Here is a 21,779-nt window from a genome sequence, read left to right on the forward strand (position 1 = left end):
ATGGAGGCCGTGAGCGAAGCGACGGCGACCGGGTGGTGGCCGGCGCCCACCGCGTCGGGACCCGTCGACGCGACGGTGCAGGTGCCGGGCTCGAAGTCGCAGACCAACCGCGCGCTGGTGCTCGCGGCGCTGGCCGACGGCACCGCCACCGTCACCGGCGCGCTGCGCAGCCGCGACACCGACCTGATGATCGGCGCGCTGCGGACCCTCGGTGTGCGGATCGAGGGCGACGGGCCCGATCTCACCGTCTCGGGCGGCGTGGCGCCGACCGGCACCGCCCGGGTCGACTGCGGGCTCGCCGGCACGGTGCTGCGGTTCGTGCCGCCCCTCGCGGCGCTCGGCACGGCCGCGGTGACCTTCGACGGCGACGAGCAGGCCCGCGCCCGCCCGATCGCACCGCTGCTCGCCGGGCTGCGCGACCTCGGGGTGGACGTCGCCGGCGACGGGCTGCCGTTCACGGTGCACGGCCACGGCGGTGTCGTCGGCGGCACCGTCGCCATCGACGCGTCGGCGTCGTCGCAGTTCGTCTCCGGGCTGCTGCTGGCCGCGGCCGGCTTCGCCGACGGGCTCACCGTCCGCCACACCGGGCAGACGCTGCCCTCGGCGCCGCACATCGCGATGACGGTGACGATGCTGCGGGAAGCGGGTGTCGACGTCGACGACTCCGAGCCGGCGACCTGGCGGGTGGCGCCCGGCGCGGTGGCCGCGCGGAACTGGGTGATCGAGCCGGACCTGTCGAACGCGGTGCCGTTCCTGGCGGCCGCGGCGGTCACCGCCGGCACGGTGCGCCTCGCCGGGTGGCCCGACGTCAGCGTCCAGCCCGCCGACGACATCCTCGCGATCCTGCGGTCGCTGGGCTGTACGGTGCGCCGCACCGGCCGCGAGCTGGAGGTTCGGGGCAGCGCCGGGTACGGCGGCCTGGACATCGACCTGCGCGACGTCGGCGAGCTCACCCCGGCGGTCGCCGTGCTCGCGGCGCTGGCAGCCCCCGGAGCGGTGTCGACGTTGCGCGGGGTGGCGCACCTGCGGGGCCACGAGACCGACCGGCTCGCCGCGCTGCGCGCCGAACTGACCGGTCTCGGCGGCGACTGCGAGGAGACCGCCGACGGGCTGCGGATCACCGCCGTGCCGTTGCACGGCGGCGCCTGGCACTCCTACGCCGACCACCGGATGGCGATGGCCGGCGCGATCGTCGGGTTGCGGGTGCCCGGCGTCGCGGTCGAGGACATCGCGACGACGGCCAAGACGCTGCCGGACTTCGCCGGGCTGTGGCTGGACATGCTCGCGGGACGACCGCGGTGACACGCCCCTACGACGAGTCCGACGTGCGCGTGCGCCCCGGGCGGGGGTCGCGGCCGCGGACCAAGATCCGGCCGGATCACGCCGACGCCACGACGGGCATGGTCGTCACCGTCGACCGCGGCCGGTGGGGATGCGTCCTCGGCGGCGACCCGGCCCGCCGGGTCACCGCGATGCGGGCCCGCGAACTGGGCCGCACCTCGATCGTCGTCGGCGACGACGTCGACCTCGTCGGCGACCTGAGCGGGCGGCCGGACACGTTGGCCCGCATCGTGCGTCGCGGCGAGCGGCGCACCGAGCTCCGCCGCACCGCTGACGACACCGATCCCACCGAGCGGGTGGTGGTGGCCAACGCCGACCGGCTGCTCATCGTCGTCGCGCTGGCCGATCCGCCGCCGCGCACCGGCTTCGTCGAGCGCGCCCTGGTGGCGGCCTACACCGGCGGACTCGAACCCGTCCTGTGCCTGACGAAGACCGATCTGGCGCCCGCCGAGCCGTTCGCCGCCCAGTTCGCCGGCCTCGACCTCACCATCATCACCGCGGGCCGCGGCGATCCGCTCGACGCGCTGACCGCGCTGCTGGTCGGGCAGGTGACCGTGCTGCTCGGGCATTCCGGCGTCGGCAAGTCGACCATGGTGAACCGGCTGGTGCCCGACGCGGGCCGGGCGATCGGCGACGTGTCCGGCGCCGGCAAGGGCCGCCACACGTCCACCCAGTCGGTGGCGCTGGCGCTGCCGTCGGGCGGCTGGATCATCGACACGCCGGGGGTGCGGTCGTTCGGGCTGGCCCACATCGCGCCCGACGACGTGTTGCGGGCGTTCTCCGATCTGGCCGCCGCCATCGAGGACTGTCCCCGCGGCTGCGGCCATCTCGGCCCGCCGGCCGATCCGGAGTGCGCGCTGGACACCCTGTCCGGCGCGGCGGCCGACCGCGTGCAGGCGGCGCGCCGACTGCTGGTCGTGCTGCACGAGGCGACGAGTTACTGACCAGCGGGGGTTTGTCCGCGCGACGCGCCGGGCACGCAGCTCACTCGCGCTACCAGGAGGTCATCCGTGACAGACGTTCCCCGCATCACCCTCAACGACGGCAACACCATTCCGCAGCTCGGGTTCGGGGTCTACCAGATCGATCCCGCCGGCACCGCCGACGCGGTGCGCACCGCCCTGGAGGTGGGCTACCGCCACATCGACACCGCGCAGATGTACGGCAACGAGGCCGGCGTCGGGCAGGGCATCCGCGACGCCGGCCTGGATCGCGGCGAGGTGTTCGTCACGAGCAAGCTCAACAACAACCACCACCGGCCCGACGACGCCCGCCGCAGCTTCGACGCCACCCTGGCCGAGCTCGGATTCGACGGCGACGACCGCTATGTGGACCTGTTCCTCATCCACTGGCCGCTGCCGACGCGTTACGACGGGGATTTCGTCTCGACCTGGCAGACGTTGGAGGAGTTCGCCCGCGACGGGCGCGCCCGCAGCATCGGCGTGTCGAACTTCCAGGTGGCGCACCTGGAGCGGCTGGCCGCGGAAACCGACACCGTGCCGGCGGTCAACCAGATCGAGGTGCATCCGTACTTCACCAACGACGACGTGCGGACGTACGGCGCCGCGCACGCGATCGTGACGGAGGCGTGGTCGCCGATCGCGCAGGGCAAGGTGCTCGACGATCCGGTGGTGGTGCGCATCGCCGAGGCGGTCGGCAGGAGCCCGGCGCAGACCGTCCTGCGGTGGCACATCCAGCGGGGCGACGTCGTGTTCCCGAAGTCGGTGACGCCGCAGCGGATCCGCGACAACTTCGCGCTGTTCGACTTCGAGCTCTCCGACGCCGACATGGCGGCGCTCACCGCGCTCGACCGCGGCGAGGACGGCCGCACCGGCGGGCATCCCGACAGGTTCGACTACCTGCCGGACTGACGACGTCGCACCCCGCGAGCGTGCGCTGCGGTACGCCGTGCGCGGCGTGTCCGCGTACAGACGCGCACGCTCGCGGGGAAGGCGGACGCGGTCAGGCGGCGAGCGGCCGCTGCTGGTCGGCGAGTTGGCGCTTGGCGCGCCGGCGGCTGCGGGCGGCGTTGATCGCGCTGCGCAGTCCGCGACGCTTGCCCGTGGCGGGGTCGATGCGGCCGAAGCCCGGGCCGAGGTCGGCGAACATCCGCTCGCTGCGGGTCTCCGGCGCGTTGTCCGCGGTGGCGCTCAGGTAGCGGTCCGGCAGCGACAGCTTGGCGATGGTCCGCCAGGCCTTGCCGTACTGGACGAGGAACGAGCCGGTGGTGTAGGGCAGGTCGTACTTCTCGCAGACTTCCTGCACGCGGAGCGAGATCTCGTACAGCCGGTTGCTCGGCAGGTCCGGGTACAGGTGGTGCTCGATCTGGTGGCACAGGTTGCCGCTCATGAAGCGCAGCACCGGGCCGTTCTTGAAGTTGGCGCTGCCCAGCATCTGCCGCAGGTACCAGTGGCCCTTCGACTCGCCGACCATGTCGGTCTTGGTGAACTTCTCGGCGCCGTCGGGGAAGTGGCCGCAGAAGATCACCGCGTTGGCCCACACGTTGCGGATGACGTTGGCCAAGGCGTTGGCGGTCAGCGTCGACTTGTAGGTGGCGTGCGGCGACAGCGCGGAGATCGCCGGCCATGCCACGTAGTCCTTGGCGACCTGCCGGCCGGCCTTCACGGCGAACTCCCGAGCGCGGACCTTGCTCTCGTCGCGGTCGTGGCGGCCCTGGAAGATCTTGCCGAGCTCCACGTGCTGCAAGCCCACGCCCCACTCGAAGCCGAGCATGAGGATGGTGTTGTAGAGCAGGTTGCCGAGGTTGAACGGCTTCCACTTGGCGTCGCGGGTCACCCGGATCAGGCCGTAGCCCACGTCGTCGTCCATGCCGAGGATGTTCGTGTACTTGTGGTGGGCGAAGTTGTGCGTGAACCGCCAGTGCTTGGACGCCCCGCTCATGTCCCACTCCCACGACGAGGAGTGGATCTCCGGATCGTTCATCCAGTCCCACTGGCCGTGCATCACGTTGTGGCCGATCTCCATGTTCTCGATGATCTTGGCCACGCCCAGCGTGGTGGCGCCCGCCCACCAGGCGCTGCGCTTCGCGCTGAAGGCGAGCAGCAGTCGCCCGGTCATCTCCAGCGCGCGCTGCGCCGCGATGGTGCGGCGGATGTAGCGGGCGTCCCGCTCTCCGCGGGAGTCCTCGATGTCCTGCCGGATCGCATCCAACTCAACAGCCAGGTTCTCGATGTCGGCGTCGGTCAGATGAGCGAATTCCTCGATATCGGTGATCGCCATGGCTCTGCCTCTCGTCGGTTCGTACCTACGCTATCGTAACCTACGATACCGTAGGTTACTAGTGGGTAGCAGTTAGACGTCGAGCACACAATCGCCGGATGCCGCCGACACACAGGTCTGGATCCGGGTGCCCGGTTCGTGCTCGGCACCGGTCCGCAGATCACGGACGTACCCCTCGGTCAGCCCCACGACGCACGATTGGCAGATCCCCATGCGGCAGCCGAACGGCATCTGCACGCCGGCCTGCTCGCCGGCGTCCATGAGTGGGGTCGCGCCGTCGACGCGGGCGGTCTTGCCGCTGCGCGCGAACCTCACCGTGCCGCCCGCGCCGTGCACGGCCTTGGCCACCGCGAACCGCTCGAGGTGCAGCTGGTCGGCGAGCCCGGCGTCGGCCCACACGCGCTGCGCCTCATCGAGCATGCCCGCGGGACCGCAGGCCCACGTCTGACGCTGCCGCCAGTCGGGCAGCTCGGTGTCGAGGGTGGCCAGGTTCAGCCGCCCGTCGGTGCGGGTGAGTCGCAGTCGCAGCGAGTAGCTCGGATGGTCGCGGGCCAGCGCGGCGAGCTCGTCGGCGAACAGCACGTCGGCGGCCGTCGGCGCGGAGTGGATGTGCACGATGTCGGTGATTTGGTCGCGGCGGGCCAGCGTCCGCAGCATGGACATCACCGGGGTGACGCCAGAGCCGGCAGTGAGGAACAGCACGGCCGGCGGGGCGGGATCGGGCATCACGAAGTTGCCCTGCGGTGCGGCCAGCCGCACGACGGTGCCCGGGGCGACGCCCGAGACCAGGTGGCTGGACAGGAAGCCCTCCGGCATGGCCTTGACGGTGATCGAGATGTCCTTCGCGCCGGACACCGGGCTCGACGTCAGCGAATACGACCGCCAGCGCCACCGGCCGTCGATCAACAGCCCGATGCCGATGTACTGCCCGGGCTGGTAGTCGAACGTGAAGCCCCACCCGGGCCGGATCACCAGCGTGGCGCTGTCCTCGGTCTCGCGGCGCACCTCGACGACGCGCCCCCGCAGCTCGCGCGCCGACCACAGCGGATTGACCAGGTGCAGGTAGTCGTCGGGCAGCAGCGGCGTGGTGACCCGGTAGGCCAGCCGGCGCAGCGCGTCGACCGCCGGGTGCTTGGCGCGCGGCAGGCTGGGCGCCTGCGTGTCGGCGACGATGCCGTGCGGTTTGGAGGTTTTCCTGCTCATGAGTCGCTCCTGGAAGTCACCGGGGCAGGACGCAACCTACGGTACCGTAACCTACGCGTCGGTAACAACGATCCCGGAGCACATCACAGCAGGTCGAGCAGGAACGGCAGCTCCTGCACCGCATACCACGCGAGGTCGTGGTCCTGCGCGTCGCCGACGACCAGCTCGGCGTCTTCGTCACCCAGGTCGGCGTCGTCGACCACCTCGAGCGCCCGGCGGACCGCCTCCTCGGCGGCCGCGTTGTCCACATACGCGGCGACCACGTCCGCCCATGCGACCGGCCCGGAGAGCCGGACGACGGCGTCGTCGAGATCGGGCCGCACCGTGGCGTCGGGCACCTCCGCCAACAGCACCGCGCGGCGCAGCGGCAGCCCCGTCGCTTCGCTCGCCCCCGGCTTATCTCCCGTCGCTTCGCTCGCCCCCGGCTCATCTCCCGTCGCTTCGCTCGCCCCGGCGAGCAGCCGCAGCGACCCGAGCGCCGCCTCCCGCAGCGCGACCTCGGCCAGCTCGTCGTCGTCGCCGTGCGCGTAGGCCTCGCGCAGCCCGGGCGTCACCGCGAAGGCGGTGCCGCCCACCGCCGCGAGTGCGCCGTCGGCGACCAGCCGCTGCAGCATCTCGAGCGTGACGGGGATGTAGACGCGCACGCTCACCGACTGTAGCCGCCGTGAGCGCAGCGCTTACGTCGTCGCAGCGTCGCTCCCTCACCAGCGCGACCGGTCCGTCAGCGCGCCACCTCCAGCAACTCGTCGAGGGCTTCGCGCAGCAACGCCGGCAGCACCTCGACGTCGCTCATCGCCTCGCGGTCGGCGTTGATGCCGTAGTAGAGCATCCCGTCATAGGACGTCACGCCGATCGCCAGCACCTGGTTGTGCAGCAGCGGCGGCACCGCATAGGTCTCGAGCAGCTTGGTGCCGGCGACGTACATCTGCGTCTGCGGCCCCGGCACGTTGGTGATCAGCAGGTTGAACACCCGCGCCGAGTACTGGGTGGCCACCCGGATGCCCATCGCGTGCAGGGTCGGGGGCGCGAAGCCGGAGAGGGTGACGATGGTGCGCGCGTCGACGGGCCGAGCGCCGGTGGCCGGCGACTCCGTGGCGTGCGCGATCTGCGACAGCCGGATGACGGCGTTGCTCTCCCCCACCGGCAGGTCGATCAGGAACGGCGCCACTTCGCTGATCGGCTGGCCGGGGCACGACGACTCGTGGTCGTCCTCGGCGTAGACCGACATCGGCGCCATTGCCCGCACGCTCGACGCGGTGGTCACGGCCTCGCCGCGTGACAGCAGCCAGTTGCGCAGTGCACCGGCGATCACGGCCAGGATCACGTCGTTGACGTCGCAGTCGTAGCGCGCCCGCAGGAAGCGGTAATCCTCCAGCCGGCCGCTGGCGACCGTGAAGCGGCGGTTGCGCGACACCGTCGTGTTGAGCGGACTGTTCGGGGCGGGGCCCCGCACCAGCGCGCGGGCCGCGTCGGACACCCGGGAGCCGAGGTCGAGGAGCCGCCCGACGTCGGTCACCGACGACCGCACCGCCGCCAGCTGCGCACCGGGCCGCGCCAGCCAGTCACCGACCGCGCCGAGCAGCAGCTGGCCGGTGGTGGGTTCCCGCGCCGGAATCCACAGGTCCTCGTCGAACTGCGGCGGGCGCCGCGTGCGGTCGGTGATCACGTCGGTGAGCTCCAGCGCCGACATGCCGTTGACCAGCGCCTGATGGCTCTTCGTGTAGAGGGCGACGCGGTTCTTCGCCAGGCCCTCGACGAGGTACATCTCCCACAGCGGCCGCGACCGGTCGAGCGGCCGCGCGGCGAGCCGGGCGATGAGCTCGTGCAGCTGGGCGTCGCTGCCCGGACTGGGCAGCGCCGAGCGGCGGACGTGGTAGGTGATGTCGAAGTCGCGGTCGTCGATCCACACCGGCCTGGCCAGCCCGAACCTCACCTCGCGCACCTTTTGCCGGTAGCGTGGGATCTGCGGCAGCCGCTGTTCTACGGTGGCGAGCAGGGTCTCGTAGGACAGTCCGGCGCGCGGCTTGCGCAGAATGGACAGCGACCCGACGTACATCGGGGTGGAGGTGTTCTCCTGCTGGTAGAACGCCGCGTCGGACGCGGACAGCCGGACCGCCACGGTCGAGTTGCCCCCTCTCCTTCCAGGTCGTCCCCTCGACACCGTAGTCGCCGGGACCGCCGCCGCGCTTGGTGGGTCGAGCGCCCCGCGGACGTGGGAGACTGATGCGGTCAGGTCTGCAACTTCCCGGCAGGCGTCGTCGTCGTCGACCCTCGGGGAGCCCGCACGTGACGTCCGAACACCCTGCACTGCCGTCCGCCGTCTCACCGGTGACCGATTACGAGCCGCCGCCGGCGGCCGCCGCCTGTCCCGGTCACCCGGCGCCCAGCGGGCCGCACCGCAGCACCGCCCGCCGCCGCCACCTGCGCCACGTTCCGGCGCCCGAATCGGGCGTTGCCGCACCCACCGGCGCCGCCGCGGCGGCCTTCGCCGACACCGCACTGCGCTGTGTGCTCGAGGTGCTGGACCGGCGCCGGCCCGCCGCTCAGCTACGGGGTGTACTGGTCCCCGGGCTGGTCGACGGGATCGTCTCGGTGCTGCCGTCACCGCGCGTTCCCCGCACCGCCGCGCGGCTGCGCCGGGTGCGGGTGCGGCCCGCCGACGAGGACGGGACCGCCGCCGAGGTGTTCGCGACCTACCAGCGCGGCGCGCGGGTGTGCGCGCTGGCCGGGCGGGTGGAGCTCATCGACACCCCGGCCGGGCCGCAGTGGCGGCTGGTCGCCCTGCAGGTCGGGTGACGCCTCAGCCTCGGCGCACCGACTTCGACGCCTTGGCGCCGCGACCACCCCGGCGTGCGGCCTCCCGGCGCTCCCGTCGCGTCCCCCCCGGTGCGGCCGCCGCGCCACCGTCACCGTGGCGCCGCTGCACCGCCGCGCTGCCGTCCTCGGCGGGGCCGGTGTAGGTCAGTGCCCGCGACGACGGGTCGCCCGAGTCGTCGTCGATGCCCTTCGCCCGCAGCCCCTGGCGGCCCGCGTCGCCGTTGTCGGCGCCCAGGCCCGCCAGGCCGGCGGGCGTGGCCTGCGGCGTGACCGCCGGGGCGGGCGCGGCTTCGACCTGCACGTTGAACAGGAAGCCGACGGACTCCTCCTTCAGGCCTTCGAGCATGCCGACGAACATGTCGTAGCCTTCGCGCTGGTATTCCACGAGCGGGTCGCGCTGGGCCATCGCCCGCAGGCCGATGCCCTCCTTGAGGTAGTCCATCTCGTAGAGGTGTTCGCGCCACTTGCGGTCCAGCACGTTGAGCAGCACGTTGCGCTCGAGCTGGCGCATCGCGCCCTCGCCGGCGAGCTCCTCGAGCTGGCGCTCCCGCTCGGTGTAGGCGCGTTCGGCGTCCTCGACGAGCGCGGCTAGCAGGTCGTCGCGGGTGAGGTCGTCCATGTCGTCGTGGCGCCGCGCGAGATCCTGGTAGGAGATCCCGACCGGGTACAGCGTCTTGAGCGCGGTCCACAGCGTGTCGAGGTCCCAGTCCTCGGCGTAGCCCTCGGCCGTGGCGCCGTCAACGTAGGCGGTGATGACGTCGACGAGCATCTGGCGGGCCTGCCCCTCGAGGTCCTCGCCTTCGAGGATGCGCTTGCGTTCGGCGTAGATGACCTTGCGCTGCTGGTTGAGCACCTCGTCGTACTTCAGGACGTTCTTGCGGACCTCGAAGTTCTGCTGCTCGACCTGCGTCTGCGCGCTCTTGATCGCGCGGGAGACCATCTTCGCCTCGATCGGCACGTCGTCGGGCAGGTTCAGCCGGTTGAGCAGCGCTTCGAGCGTCTCGCCATTGAAGCGGCGCATCAGCTCGTCGCCCAACGACAGGTAGAAGCGCGACTCGCCCGGATCGCCCTGGCGGCCGGAGCGGCCGCGCAGCTGGTTGTCGATGCGGCGGGATTCGTGGCGCTCGGTGCCGAGCACGTAGAGGCCGCCCGCCTCACGCACCTGGGCGGCCTCTTCCTCCGCCTCGCCCTTGACCTTCTGCAGCTCGGCGTCCCACGCCTGCTCGTATTCTTCGGGCGTCTCGATCGGGTCGAGGCCGCGCTCGCGCAGCCGCTTGTCGGCGAGGAAGTCGACGTTGCCGCCGAGCACGATGTCGGTGCCGCGGCCGGCCATGTTGGTGGCGACGGTGATCGCGCCGCGCCGGCCGGCCTCGGCGATGATGTTCGCCTCCTGCTCGTGGTACTTCGCGTTGAGCACGTTGTGCGGGATGCGACGCTTCTGGAACTGGCGCGACAGGTACTCGGAGCGCTCGACGCTGGTGGTGCCGATGAGTACGGGCTGGCCCTTCTCGTAGCGCTCCATCACGTCGTCGACGACCGCGATGTACTTGGCTTCCTCGGTCTTGTAGATGAGGTCGGCGCGGTCCTCGCGGATCATCGGCCTGTTCGTGGGGATCGCCACGACGCCGAGGCCGTAGATCTCGTGCAGCTCGGCCGCCTCGGTCTCGGCGGTGCCGGTCATGCCGGCGAGCTTGTCGTAGAGCCGGAAGTAGTTCTGCAGCGTGATCGTGGCGAGCGTCTGGTTCTCGGCCTTGATCTCGACCCGCTCCTTGGCCTCGATCGCCTGGTGCATGCCCTCGTTGTAGCGCCGGCCCAGCAGCACGCGGCCGGTGAACTCGTCGACGATGAGCACCTCGCCGTTGCGGACGATGTAGTCCTTGTCGCGGTGGAACAGCTCCTTGGCCTTGAGCGCGTTGTTGAGGTAGCTGACCAGCGGCGAGTTGGCGGCCTCGTAGAGGTTGTCGATGCCCAGCTGGTCCTCGACGAACTCGACGCCGATCTCGTGCACGCCGATGGTGCGCTTGCGGATGTCCACCTCGTAGTGGATGTCCTTCTCCATCAGCGGCACGATGCGGGCGAACTCGGTGTACCAGTGCGACGCACCGTCGGCGGGCCCGGAGATGATCAGCGGCGTGCGCGCCTCGTCGATGAGGATCGAGTCGACCTCGTCGACGATCGCGAAGTTGTGGCCGCGCTGCACCAGCTCGTCGAGCGAATGGGCCATGTTGTCGCGCAGGTAGTCGAAGCCGAACTCGTTGTTGGTGCCGTAGGTGATGTCGGCGGCGTAGGCGCGGCGCCGCTCGTCGGGCGTCATCCCCGACAAGATGACGCCGACCTCCAGGCCGAGGAAGCGGTGAACGCGGCCCATCCATTCGCTGTCGCGCTTGGCGAGGTAGTCGTTGACCGTGACCAGGTGCACGCCCTTGCCCGACAGCGCGTTGAGGTAGGCGGGCAGCACGGCGGTCAGCGTCTTGCCCTCGCCGGTCTTCATCTCGGCGACGTTGCCGAAGTGCAGCGCCGCGCCGCCCATCACCTGCACGTCGAACGGGCGCTGGCTCAGCACGCGCCACGCCGCCTCGCGCGCCACCGCGAACGCCTCGGGCAGCAGGTCGTCGAGCGACTCACCGTCTTGCACGCGCTGGCGGAACTCGTCGGTCTTGGCCCGCAGCTCCGCGTCGGTCAGTGCCTCGACGTCGTCGGAAAGGGTGCCGACGTAATCGGCGACCTTCTTCAGCCGCTTGACCATGCGGCCCTCGCCGACTCGCAGCAATCTGGTGAGCACGCTTATCCCCTGCTTCGGATTCGTTTGCGCAGCCGATCCGGCCGCGTCCCTCGAACCATGGTAGGGGACATGGCTGATCGCCCGGGGTCTGCGCGCGTCCCAGGGGCGAGCGAAGCGGCGGGAAGGTCCAGGGGCGAGCGAAGCGACGGGGAGGGTCCCGGGGGTCAGCCCTCCGGCGGCGCGAGCCGGATGAGTCCGTAGTCGAAGGCGTGGCGCCGGTACACCACCGAGGGCCGGTCGGTGTGCTCGTCGTGGAAGAGGAAGAAGTCGTGGCCGACGAGCTCCATCTCGTAGAGCGCGTCGTCGACGCTCATGGGGCGCGCCGGGTGGTCCTTGACGCGCACGATGCGGCCCGGCTCGTGGGGCACGACGCCGTCGTCGAAGGCTTCGCCGGCCGCGGCCCCGTCGGCGGGCCGCGAACTGAAGTCGGCGGCGAATTCCGTGGAGTCGGGCGCCAGGGCGGTCGCCTCGGCCAGCGACGTCGGGGTCTTGTCGCCGTAGTGCACCTTGCGGCGATCCTTACTGCGGCGCAGCCGGTTCTCGAGCTTGCTCACCGCGGCCTCGAAGGCGCCGTAGAAGCTGTCCGCGCAGGCCTCGCCGCGCACCACCGGCCCCCGCCCGCGCGCGGTGATCTCGACGTGCTGGCAGTTCTTGCGCTGCCGCCGGTTCTTCTCGTGGTCGAGTTCGACGTCGAACAGGTAGATGCTGCGGTCGAACCGTTCGAGACGGGCGAGTTTCTGCGAGACGTACGTGCGGTAATGGTCGGGAATCTCGACGTTGCGGCCCTTCACCACCACATCGGCGGCGGGGCGGCGCTCCTCCGATTCGTCGAAGGAGTCGGGGTCGATGGTGAATCCTGGGGCTTCCACAGACTTACTGGACATACGTGACAGCTCGTTTCTGCTACGGCGGTCGCACGCGAAGGTGCGCGTGCGGAACTGATGCGGACGATGCGCCGGCAGTCGAGACAAGCGAACGTGTAGGTGTGCAGCGGCCGGCGCGAGAGGGTGATAACCACCTCCTCACCGTGGTCGGATGACACTTGGAATCCGGTTTGCGGACCGGACCCGTTCTTCTCACGGTCGATTCATGTCGAAGGTAGTCGGAGTTCACCCTGGCGGCCACCGATTCGGCTCGACGACAGCGTCCGACCGCGCTCAGGCGTGCGCGACGACCAGGACGCCGAGGACGGCGGCCCCGCCGGCGGCGAGCATGCGGACCGACTCGGCGGCCGTCGCACCGGTGGTGACGATGTCGTCGACGAGGAGCACCGGCGCGCCGGGCAGCCGCGCCGCCCGGCGCAGCACGACGTTGCCGGCGATGTTGTGCTGGCGCGCGGCGCCGGAGAGCCCGACGGAGTCCTTCGTGAACGCCCGCAGCCGCAGCACGGGCGACACGGTGGTGTGCGGGAGCCGCCGGGCCGCCGTGACCGCGAGGCGGGTGACCGGGTCGCCGCCGCGGCGCCGCGCCGAGAGCCGGCGGGTCGGCGCAGGCACCAGGACGAGCGGCGGGGTGACCAGCCGCCAGGCGTAGAGCCGGCGCAGCCCCGTCGTCACCGCGTCGGCGAGCGGGGCGGCGAGGTCGGCACGGCCGTGCTCCTTGAACGCGACGATCGCCGCCCGCCGCGGGCCGGCGTAGCGGCCGAGGCTGAACACCGGGACACCCGGGTCGACGCGCGGCGTGACGAGCCGGGGCGCGTCGGGCGCGGGCGCGAGTGTTCGCGCGCAGGCCGCACACCAGCGCGTGGCGGGCGCGCCGCAGCCGCCGCACGTGAGCGGGAGCACCAGGTCGAGCACGCCGCCAGTGTTGCGGTGGCCACCGACACGTCCCGCGAAACTGCATTCCCGGTCGTCATTCGGCGCCGGCAACGACCGGGAATGCGATTTCGGCGAGGGTCAGCCGGGCAGTACCGGAACCGTGCCGGCCTGCATCAGCGGGCGGACCTCGGTCCACTGCTGGTCGCCTTCGGCGGCCGAGCCCGCGAGCTGCAGCACGCCGCGCCGGTCGGCGACGAAGATGTTCGACGGGTTGGCGGCGATCGCGGTCACCGGCGCGGTCAAGCCGCGGCTGGGGCCGTCGGAGTTCACGCCGTCGAGGTTGACGTAGGACACCGGGTGCTGCGGGTCCGTGCGGCCGACGACGATGTCGTCGCCGGTGCGCCAGGACAGCGACACCACCGACTGGCCGAGACCGAAGCCGAGCCGGCGCGGGTGGCTCAGCGCGTAGCCGCCGGTAGGGGTCTGCGCGACGTTGGCGAGGATCACCTGGCCCTCGATCACCATGGCGGCGCGCGTGCTGTCGCGCGACAGCTGCAGCTCGGCGATCGGTCCGGGGAAGCGGGCCGCCACGGCGCCGGCGTCGACGGGAATCCGCGCGGGCTGGCCCGAGGCGACCTCGCGGATCACCCGCACCACCGCGTTGCCGTCGACGACCACCCACACCGCGTCGTCGAGCGCCCAGGTCGGCCGGGTCATGGTGCGCGCCCGGGTGGCCTCGACGGCGCCCCCGCCCAGCTCCCCGACCCACAGCGCCGCCGACTCGTCGGGCGCGCCGGGTCGCTCGACCACCACCGACGCCACTTCGCGGCCGCTGCGCGACAGCATGGCCGATCGCTGGCCGGCCAGCTGCCCGAACTGGCCGGCGACGCTCACCGTGCGGTTGGCGTCGAGCGCCACGAGCGAGCCGCCGAGCAGGGCGTGGACGCCGGCCGCGACGCCGTCGACCGCACCCGGATCGGTGGCCGCCACGTCGGCGGTGTCCCAGCCGTCGGCGAACCGTTCGTCGAGCGCGGCACCGTCCACGGTCAGCACGTAGGGCCCGCGGATGTCGGAGCGCGACAGCGTCCAGACGAGTTGGGCGGCGAGCAGCTGGCGGCTCTGCGGGTCGGTGGTCTGCAGGTTCTGCAACTCGACCCGGGCTCCGCCGTACCCCTTGCCGATCCCGGTCTTGCCGCCGTCGGCGCGCGTGACGGGCCCGCGCAGCGCGAGCGGCGGGGCGAGCAGGTTGCGCACCGCGTCGGCGATCTGCGGGCGCGGTCCGCCGATCAGCTTGGTGACGAGCTCGGTGGCGAGCTGGTCGGGAGCCGACACCGCCACGTAGCGCGGGTCCGGCACGACGGTCTTGCCGGTCGGGTCGACGAAGTACAGGGTGTGGCGCTTGTATGTCTCCTGGAACTGCTGCCAGTCGAGGAACACCCCGTTGGGCAGTTCGTCGATCCGCCAGCCGTCCGGGGTCTTCACCAGCTCGATCGGGCCGGGGTCGGGCAGCGGCCCGGCGCCGGTCTCGAACACCCCGATGTCCGACAGCGAGCCGAGCACCTCGGCGCGCATCGTCACGCTCACCCGGTCGCTGGTGCGCGTCTCGACGAACACCACCCGGTCGATCAGCAGCGCGCTGCCGGCGTCGTCCCAGGCCCGCGACGCCGCCGGGGTGAGGAATTGGCGCGCCGCCAGGTGCCGGTTCGCCGGGTCGGCGGTGGCCTTGAGGAATTCGCGCAGCAGCACGTCGGGATCCATGCCGGGCGTCGGTTCGGGCAGGCTCGGCGGGGCGGGCCGCTCGACCGTGCCGACGGCCTGCGGCGCCGACGAGTCCGGCACACCGGCACAGCCGGCGCAGACCACCGCAAGGACCATCGCTAGAGCCGCGACGAGCTTCACGACGACTCCGCCGGCTCGCGGTGGCGGTGCCGGCGCTCCGAACGCTCGGGCGCCATCGGCTTGAGCGGCAGCGGGCTGGTGGTCACCTTGTGGCCGCGCACCAGCGGCAGCGTCAGCCGGAAGCAGGCGCCGTTGCCCGGTTCGCCCCACGCCTCCAGCCGCCCCTGGTGCAGCCGGGCGTCCTCGATGCTGATGGCCAGCCCCAGCCCGGTGCCTCCCGAGCGGCGCACCCGCGACGGGTCGGAGCGCCAGAACCGGCTGAACACCAGCTTCTCCTCGCCGGGCCGCAACCCGACGCCGTGGTCGCGGACGGTGACGGCCACGGTGTCGACGTCGGCGGCCATCCGGATCCGTACCGGCTTGTGCTCGGCGTGGTCGATCGCGTTGGCGATCAGGTTGCGCAGGATCCGTTCCACGCGGCGCGGGTCGACCTCGGCGATCACGCCGTCGTCGGGCAGGTCGACGATCAACTCGACGCCGGCGTCGTCGGCGAGGTGGCCGACGTTGTCGAGCGCGCTGCGGACGGTGTCGCGCAGGTCCACCGATTCGACGGACAGTTCGGCGACGCCGGCGTCGTGGCGGGAGATCTCCAGCAGGTCGGCGAGCAGCGTCTCGAACCGGTCGAGCTCGGACACCATGAGTTCGGTGGAGCGCTTGAGCGCGGGGTCGAGCGCGTCGCGGTCCTCGTAGAGCAGGTCGGCGGCCATCCGCACCGTGGTCAGCGGCGTGCGCAGCTCGTGGCTGACGTCGGAGGTGAAGCGGCGCTGCAGGTTGCCGAACTCTTCGAGCTGGGTGATCTGGCGCGACAGGCTCTCTGCCATGTCGTTGAACGACATCGCCAGCCGGGCCATGTCGTCCTCGCCGCGCACCGGCATCCGTTCGGTGAGGTGGCCCTCGGCGAACCGTTCGGCGATGCGGGACGCCGACCGCACCGGCAGCACGATCTGCCGGGAGACCAGCAGCGCGATCGCGGCGAGCAGGCCCAGCAGCACCACGCCGCCGGTCGCCATGGTGCCGCGCACCAGCGAGATCGTGCTCTCCTCGTTGGACAGCGGGAAGATCAGGTACAGCTCGAGCGCGGTGACCGCCGTCGACGTGGTCGGCGAGCCGACGATCAGCGCGGGCCCGGAATAGCCGTCGGTGTGCACGGTCGCGTACTGGTAGCTGACCTGGCCGGCCTGGACGAATTCACGCAGGGACTGCGGGATCTCGCTGACCGGTCCGGCGGCGGTGGCGGCTCGCGGACCGTCGCCGGGAACGATCAGCACGGCCTCGAACGCGCCCGCCAGCCCGCCGCCGGTGGACGGGTCGGTGAGCCGGTCGGTGAGGGTGTTGCGGGCGAGCTGCAGGCTGGAGTCGAGCGACCGGCTCTCCTCACCGCCGACGATGCCGGTCACGGTGTTGCGGGCGCGCTCGATGTCCTCGGTGGCGGCGCGGACCTTGACCTGCAGGATCCGGTCGGTGATCTGGCTGGTCAACACGAAGCCGAGCACCATGATGACGGCCAGCGACAGCCCGAGGGTGAGCACGACCACCCGGAGCTGCAGCGAGCGCCGCCACAGGTGCGCCACCGCGCGGCCGAGCGCGGTCATGCCGCGCAGCACCGGCCCCGAACGCCCCCACCGGCCCCGCCGACGGGAGCCGCGGATCACGGCCGCCGCCCCGCGTCAGGCCTCACGAGCACATCACGGAGGTCCGGCCTTGTATCCCACTCCTCGAACGGTGAGCACCACCTGCGGGTTCTCCGGATCCTTCTCGACCTTGGCCCGCAGCCGCTGCACGTGGACGTTCACCAGCCGGGTGTCGGCAGGGTGGCGGTAGCCCCACACCTGTTCGAGCAGCACATCCCGAGTAAACACCTGCCGTGGTTTGCGTGCCAGCGCCACCAGCAGGTCGAACTCCAGCGGCGTCAGCGAGATCTGTTCGCCGTTGCGGGTGACCTTGTGGGCGGGCACGTCGATGTCGACGTCGGCGATGGACAGCATCTCCGCCGGCTCGTCGTCGTTGCGCCGCAGCCGGGCGCGCACGCGGGCGACGAGCTCCTTGGGCTTGAACGGCTTCATCACGTAGTCGTCGGCGCCGGACTCCAGGCCCAGCACGACGTCGACGGTGTCGGTCTTGGCCGTCAGCATGACGATCGGCACCCCCGAGTCCGCCCGCAGCACGCGGCACACGTCGATGCCGTTCATGCCGGGCAGCATCAGGTCGAGCAGCACCAGGTCGGGCCGCAACTCGCGCACCGCCGTCAGCGCCTGGGTGCCGTCACCGACCACTGCGGTGTCGAAGCCCTCGCCCCGCAGCACGATGGTCAGCATCTCGGCCAGCGATGCGTCGTCGTCGACGACCAGGATCCGTTGCCTCATGGCGTCCATGGTGTCACCACACCGCGACAAAACCCGGCTACGAAACACCGGCGTGTGGTATCAGCCGGCGAGTTCTGCCACGACGTCAGCGGCCAGCGCGTCCGGTCCCACCCGCAGCCAGCGCCCACCCCAGCCGGCCGCGGCGAGCTGCCGGTACACCTCGCCGGTGCGCCGCTGCAGGTCGGCGTCGCGTTCGTAGGCGTCGCGGTCGCGGCCCACCTCGGCGGTCTCGCGGTGGCGGGCGCGGGCGTCGGCGACGTCGACCGGGACGTCGAGCAGCAGCTGCACGTCGCACACCGGCAGCCCGAGCCGGTCGTGTTCCAGCCGCCGCACCCACTCCACCGCCTCACCGGCGCCGTCCTGATGCAGCCGGGCGGCGCTGTAGGCGGCGTTGGACGCGACGTAGCGGTCGAGGATCACGACGTCGTGCGCGGCGCGCAGCCCGTCGAGTTCGTCGCGGGCGTCGGCGCGGTCCAGCGCGAACAGCGTCGCCATCGCGTACACCGAGTCGGCGAGATCGCCGTGGTGGCCGCGCAGCGCCTCGGCGGCCAGATCCGCCGTCACCGACCGCCCGTAGCGCGGGAACGCCAGCGTCGCCACCGTGCGGCCCCGCGCCACCAGCACGTCGCGCAGCCCGGTCGCGATGGTGCGTTTCCCCGCGCCGTCGACTCCCTCTATCGCGAGGAGCACGCCATCAGTAGCGGTAGTGGTCCGGCTTGTAGGGGCCCTCGACGTCGACGTTGATGTACTCCGCCTGCTCCTTGGTGAGCTTGGTGAGCGTGCCGCCCAGCGCCTCCACGTGGATCCGCGCGACCTTCTCGTCAAGGTGCTTGGCCAGCCGGTAGACCTCGTTGTCGTACTCGTCGTTCTTGGTCCACAGCTCGATCTGCGCGATCACCTGGTTGGAGAAGCTGTTGCTCATCACGAACGACGGGTGGCCCGTGGCGTTGCCCAGGTTCAGCAGCCGGCCCTCACTGAGCACGATGATCGAGTGGCCGTCGTCGAAGGCCCACTCGTCGACCTGCGGCTTGATGTTGATGCGGGTGGCACCGGAGCGCTCCAGCGCCGCCATGTCGATCTCGTTGTCGAAGTGGCCGATGTTGCCGAGGATGGCCTTGTCCTTCATCGCCTTCATGTGGTCGAGGGTGATGATGTCCTTGTTGCCGGTCGAGGTGATGACGATGTCGGCGTGGGAGATGGCCTGCTCGACGGTCACGACGTCGAAGCCGTCCATCAGCGCCTGCAGCGCGTTGATCGGGTCGATCTCGGTGACCTGCACGCGCGCGCCCTGCCCGGCCAGCGACTCCGCGCAGCCCTTACCCACGTCGCCGTAGCCGCAGATCAGCACCTTCTTGCCGCCGATGAGCACGTCGGTGCCGCGGTTGATGCCGTCGATCAGCGAGTGCCGGGTGCCGTACTTGTTGTCGAACTTGCTCTTGGTCACCGAGTCGTTGACGTTGATCGCCGGGAACGCCAGCGTGCCCGCGGCCGCGAACTGCGTCAGGCGCAGCACACCGGTGGTGGTCTCCTCCGTGACGCCCTTGACCGACTGCGCGATCTTGGTCCACTTGTCCTTTTCGGTCTCGAAGCGCGAGCGGACCAGCGCCAGGAAGACCTTCCACTCGGCCGGGTCGTCGTCCTCGGTGGGCGGCACCACGCCGGCGGCCTCGAACTCGGCGCCGCGCAGCACCAGCATGGTGGCGTCGCCGCCGTCGTCGAGGATCATGTTCGCCGGCTTACCGGGCCAGGTCAGCATCTGCTCGGCGGCCCACCAGTACTCCTCCAGCGTCTCGCCCTTCCAGGCGAACACCGGCACGCCCTGGGGCTCCTCGGGCGTGCCGTACGGGCCGACGACCACGGCCGCGGCCGCGTGGTCCTGCGTGGAGAAGATGTTGCAACTGGCCCACCGGACCTCGGCGCCGAGCGCCGTCAAGGTCTCGATGAGCACCGCGGTCTGCACGGTCATGTGCAGGGAGCCCGAGATCCGCGCGCCCTTGAGCGGCTGCACGTCGTGGTACTCGCGGCGCAGCGCCATCAGGCCCGGCATCTCGTGCTCGGCCAGCCGGATCTCCTTGCGCCCGAACTCGGCGAGGGACAGGTCGGCCACCTTGAAGTCGATGCCGCCTCGGTGGTCGACGGTGAGCCGCTGCTCGGTTGTGGTCATGCGGGCCTTCCTCGAAATGGGCTTGGTGTGGGACCGGCCGCGGGCGCGTGTCGTCCACCTCGGCGGTCAGTGCTGGTACACACCGTATCGCTCGGCGAACGGAGTCAGTAATCGCGCCAGGTCCGCGGCGACGGCCTCGCTGGTGACGTGGTCGGCCTCCGGTGGCATCGAGACGTAGCTCATCGCCAGCCGCACGATCGCCCGCGCCAGCACGCCGGCGTCCTCGGCGGCGGCTTTCACCCAGCTGTTCTCGAACGACTCCTGCAGCCGCTGCGAGCACCGGGCGATGATCGGCCCGCTGCCGGTGGTGATCAGCTGCAGCAGGTCGGGTTTCGCCGCACCGGACAGCAGCGACACCACCAGCGGATCCGACGCGGTTCGGGTGAAGAAGGCGCCGAACCCCTGCGACAGCGCGGCGGCGATGTCGCCTTCGTTGTCCTCGATCGCGGCGTCGACGGCGTCCACCAGCCGGTCCGCCAGCCGCATCGCGTAGGCCTCGGCGAGCCCCTGCCGGGAACCGAACTCGTTGTAGATCGTCTGCCGGCTGACGCCGGCGGCCTTGGCGACGTCGGCGAGCGTGACCGCCGACCAGTCCCGGCGGAGCAGCAGGTCGTGCATGCCGTCGAGGATCGAGTCGCGCAGCAGCGCCCGCGACGCCTCGGCGTACGGCACCCGGATGCCGACTCTGCGCGCTGCCACAGCGGCGACCTTCGCATCGGCGGCTCCGGTGCGTCAACCCGCTCCCGCGGCGGTCAGCGGACCACCTCGACCATCGCGAAGTCGCGCTTGGCGGCGCCGCAGTCCGGGCAGCTCCAGTCGTCGGGGACGTCGTCCCAGCGCGTTCCGGCCGCGATGCCCTCGTCGGGCCAGCCGAGTTCCTCGTCGTATTCGAAGCCGCACAACATGCACCGGAACATGCGGTACCCGGCGGTCATCGGGCCGGTTCCGCTCGGCGCCCGTGGCGGGCCAGCACCGCCGCCCGCTTGCGGGGGTCGATGTTCACCCGGGTGATGTCGCCGTCGTAGTGCGCGAGCACCCGGTGGTCCATCACCTTGCGCCACAGCGGCGGCAGGTAGGCCAGCGTGACCATGGCGGCGTACCCGCTGGGGAGGTTGGGCGCCTCGTCGAAGGTGCGCAGCGTCTGATAGCGCCGCATCGGGTTCGCGTGATGGTCGCTGTGCCGCTGCAGGTGGTAGAGCAGCAGGTTGGTCACCAGATGGTCGGAGTTCCAGCTGTGTTCGGGCGCGCAGCGTTCGTAGCGGCCGCTCGGCAGCCGGCGACGCAGCAGCCCGTAGTGCTCGGTGTAGTTCACGGCTTCGAGCAGCGTCACCCCGCACCAGGCCTGGATGAGCACCAGCGGCAGCAGCCCCGGCCCGAACGCCGCGACGAGCACGGCCCAGAAGATCACCGACATCAGCCAGCAGGTCAGCACGTCGTTGTGGCGGCTGAGCACCGGCACGCCGTCGCGACGCAGCCGCGCGGCCTCCAGCCGCCACGAGGACCGCACCCCGCCGACGATGCTGCGCAGCCAGAACGCCCAGAGACTCTCGCCGAAGCGGGCGCTCGCCGGATCCTCCGGGGTCGCGACACGGACGTGGTGGCCGCGGTTGTGCTCGACGTAGAAGTGGCCGTAGAACGTCTGCGCGAGCGTGATCCGGGCCAGCCGGCGCTCCAGGTCCTCGCGCTTGTGTCCCAGCTCGTGGGCGGTGTTGATCGCCAGGCCGCCGAGGATGCCGACGGAGATCGCCAGGCCGAGTTTCGCCGGCCACCCCAGCGGCCCCGGATGACCGATCCAGGCCAGGTCGGCTGCGGTGAACAGGTACGCCGAGACGACGACCGTGACGTACTGGAACGGGATGTAGGCGTAGATGCACCAGCGGTAGTGCGGGTCGTCCTCGAGTTCGGCGATGACGTCTTCGGGGGGATTGCGGCCGTCGACGCCGACGCGCCAGTCGAGCAGCGGGATGACGACGTGCATGAGGAAGGGGCCCGTCCAGCACAGCCAGCCGAGGACGCCGGGGTGGCCGAGCGCGGCGCCGACGAAGTACACCGGCGCCAGCAGGATCGGCATGGTGGGCGCGATCAGCCCCATCAGCCACAGGTGCCGTTTGCGGTCGTACCACGGCGTCCCGACCGAACGGGTCGCGGACGGCACCTGGAGCATCTGCATGAACCTGCCCTTCGTTGATCCGACAGCAATCTCTGCGGTGTTA

General features: G+C 71.3%; 19 protein-coding genes. 4 read left to right on the forward strand and 15 right to left on the reverse strand.

Annotation, left to right across the window (positions count from 1 at the left end; translation table 11 throughout):
• Window positions 1-9: 9 nt before the first annotated feature.
• The 3 genes from aroA to LV457_RS04750 all read left to right on the forward strand — a co-directional run bounded on the left by aroA (window position 10) and on the right by LV457_RS04750 (window position 3,212).
• Window positions 10-1,302, forward strand: coding sequence for a 3-phosphoshikimate 1-carboxyvinyltransferase (gene aroA / locus LV457_RS04740; RefSeq protein ID WP_232169391.1), 1,293 nt, complete (start codon window positions 10-12; stop codon window positions 1,300-1,302).
• Window positions 1,299-2,285 (forward strand): ribosome small subunit-dependent GTPase A, encoded by a 987-nt coding sequence (gene rsgA / locus LV457_RS04745; RefSeq protein WP_232169392.1) that lies wholly within the window; start codon window positions 1,299-1,301, stop codon window positions 2,283-2,285. Before aroA ends, rsgA begins: the two co-directional genes overlap by 4 nt.
• A gap of 66 nt (window positions 2,286-2,351) precedes the next feature.
• Window positions 2,352-3,212 (forward strand): aldo/keto reductase, encoded by an 861-nt coding sequence (locus LV457_RS04750; RefSeq protein ID WP_232169393.1) that lies wholly within the window; start codon window positions 2,352-2,354, stop codon window positions 3,210-3,212.
• 91 nt (window positions 3,213-3,303) lie between these two features.
• Here the strand turns inward: LV457_RS04750 and LV457_RS04755 are convergent, their stop codons facing one another.
• From LV457_RS04755 to LV457_RS04770, 4 genes are all read right to left on the reverse strand, one after another.
• Complete coding sequence (locus LV457_RS04755) at window positions 3,304-4,581, reverse strand: fatty acid desaturase (protein ID WP_232169394.1); 1,278 nt, start codon at window positions 4,579-4,581, stop codon at window positions 3,304-3,306.
• A 72-nt stretch (window positions 4,582-4,653) separates the two neighbouring features.
• Window positions 4,654-5,784 (reverse strand): ferredoxin reductase, encoded by a 1,131-nt coding sequence (locus tag LV457_RS04760; protein WP_232169395.1) that lies wholly within the window; start codon window positions 5,782-5,784, stop codon window positions 4,654-4,656.
• Window positions 5,785-5,867: 83 nt separating this feature from the next.
• Entirely contained in the window at window positions 5,868-6,398 is a 531-nt protein-coding gene (locus LV457_RS04765; RefSeq protein ID WP_232169956.1) for a hypothetical protein, read from the reverse strand.
• A 107-nt stretch (window positions 6,399-6,505) separates the two neighbouring features.
• Window positions 6,506-7,903, reverse strand: a complete 1,398-nt coding sequence (locus LV457_RS04770) for a wax ester/triacylglycerol synthase family O-acyltransferase (protein ID WP_232169396.1) — start codon at window positions 7,901-7,903, stop codon at window positions 6,506-6,508.
• A gap of 167 nt (window positions 7,904-8,070) precedes the next feature.
• Here LV457_RS04770 and LV457_RS04775 point away from each other — a divergent pair, with 167 nt between their 5' ends.
• Window positions 8,071-8,580 (forward strand): Rv3235 family protein, encoded by a 510-nt coding sequence (locus tag LV457_RS04775; protein ID WP_232169397.1) that lies wholly within the window; start codon window positions 8,071-8,073, stop codon window positions 8,578-8,580.
• A gap of 4 nt (window positions 8,581-8,584) precedes the next feature.
• Here LV457_RS04775 and secA read toward each other — a convergent pair whose 3' ends face one another.
• From secA to LV457_RS04830, 11 genes are all read right to left on the reverse strand, one after another.
• Complete coding sequence (gene secA / locus LV457_RS04780; RefSeq protein WP_232169398.1) at window positions 8,585-11,383, reverse strand: preprotein translocase subunit SecA; 2,799 nt, start codon at window positions 11,381-11,383, stop codon at window positions 8,585-8,587.
• A 164-nt stretch (window positions 11,384-11,547) separates the two neighbouring features.
• A complete protein-coding gene (hpf, locus tag LV457_RS04785; RefSeq protein ID WP_232169399.1) occupies window positions 11,548-12,267 on the reverse strand; it encodes a ribosome hibernation-promoting factor, HPF/YfiA family in 720 nt (239 codons plus the stop codon).
• 273 nt (window positions 12,268-12,540) lie between these two features.
• Entirely contained in the window at window positions 12,541-13,179 is a 639-nt protein-coding gene (locus tag LV457_RS04790) for a ComF family protein (protein WP_232169400.1), read from the reverse strand.
• A gap of 99 nt (window positions 13,180-13,278) precedes the next feature.
• A complete protein-coding gene (lpqB, locus tag LV457_RS04795) occupies window positions 13,279-15,039 on the reverse strand; it encodes an MtrAB system accessory lipoprotein LpqB (RefSeq protein WP_308192161.1) in 1,761 nt (586 codons plus the stop codon).
• Window positions 15,036-16,691 (reverse strand): MtrAB system histidine kinase MtrB, encoded by a 1,656-nt coding sequence (mtrB, locus tag LV457_RS04800; protein ID WP_232169401.1) that lies wholly within the window; start codon window positions 16,689-16,691, stop codon window positions 15,036-15,038. Before mtrB ends, lpqB begins: the two co-directional genes overlap by 4 nt.
• Window positions 16,692-16,724: 33 nt before the next feature.
• The gene (gene mtrA / locus LV457_RS04805) at window positions 16,725-17,411 is read right to left on the reverse strand and encodes a two-component system response regulator MtrA (RefSeq protein WP_232169402.1); all 687 of its coding nucleotides are present in this window, start codon (window positions 17,409-17,411) and stop codon (window positions 16,725-16,727) included.
• 51 nt (window positions 17,412-17,462) lie between these two features.
• Window positions 17,463-18,092 (reverse strand): dTMP kinase, encoded by a 630-nt coding sequence (locus tag LV457_RS04810; protein ID WP_232169403.1) that lies wholly within the window; start codon window positions 18,090-18,092, stop codon window positions 17,463-17,465.
• Between the two features lie 4 nt (window positions 18,093-18,096).
• Window positions 18,097-19,566: an adenosylhomocysteinase gene (gene ahcY, locus LV457_RS04815; protein WP_232169404.1), complete on the reverse strand. Its 1,470-nt coding sequence runs from the start codon at window positions 19,564-19,566 to the stop codon at window positions 18,097-18,099.
• A 66-nt stretch (window positions 19,567-19,632) separates the two neighbouring features.
• Window positions 19,633-20,265 carry a TetR family transcriptional regulator gene (locus tag LV457_RS04820; RefSeq protein ID WP_232169405.1) on the reverse strand — a complete coding sequence of 211 codons (633 nt, stop codon included), beginning with the start codon at window positions 20,263-20,265 and terminating at the stop codon, window positions 19,633-19,635.
• 53 nt (window positions 20,266-20,318) lie between these two features.
• Entirely contained in the window at window positions 20,319-20,501 is a 183-nt protein-coding gene (locus LV457_RS04825; RefSeq protein ID WP_232169407.1) for a rubredoxin, read from the reverse strand.
• Window positions 20,498-21,736, reverse strand: coding sequence for an alkane 1-monooxygenase (locus tag LV457_RS04830; protein ID WP_374198729.1), 1,239 nt, complete (start codon window positions 21,734-21,736; stop codon window positions 20,498-20,500). Before LV457_RS04830 ends, LV457_RS04825 begins: the two co-directional genes overlap by 4 nt.
• Between the last annotated feature and the right edge of the window lie 43 nt (window positions 21,737-21,779).

The organism is Mycobacterium sp. MYCO198283 (assembly GCF_021213805.1).
Lineage (GTDB): Bacteria > Actinomycetota > Actinomycetes > Mycobacteriales > Mycobacteriaceae > Mycobacterium.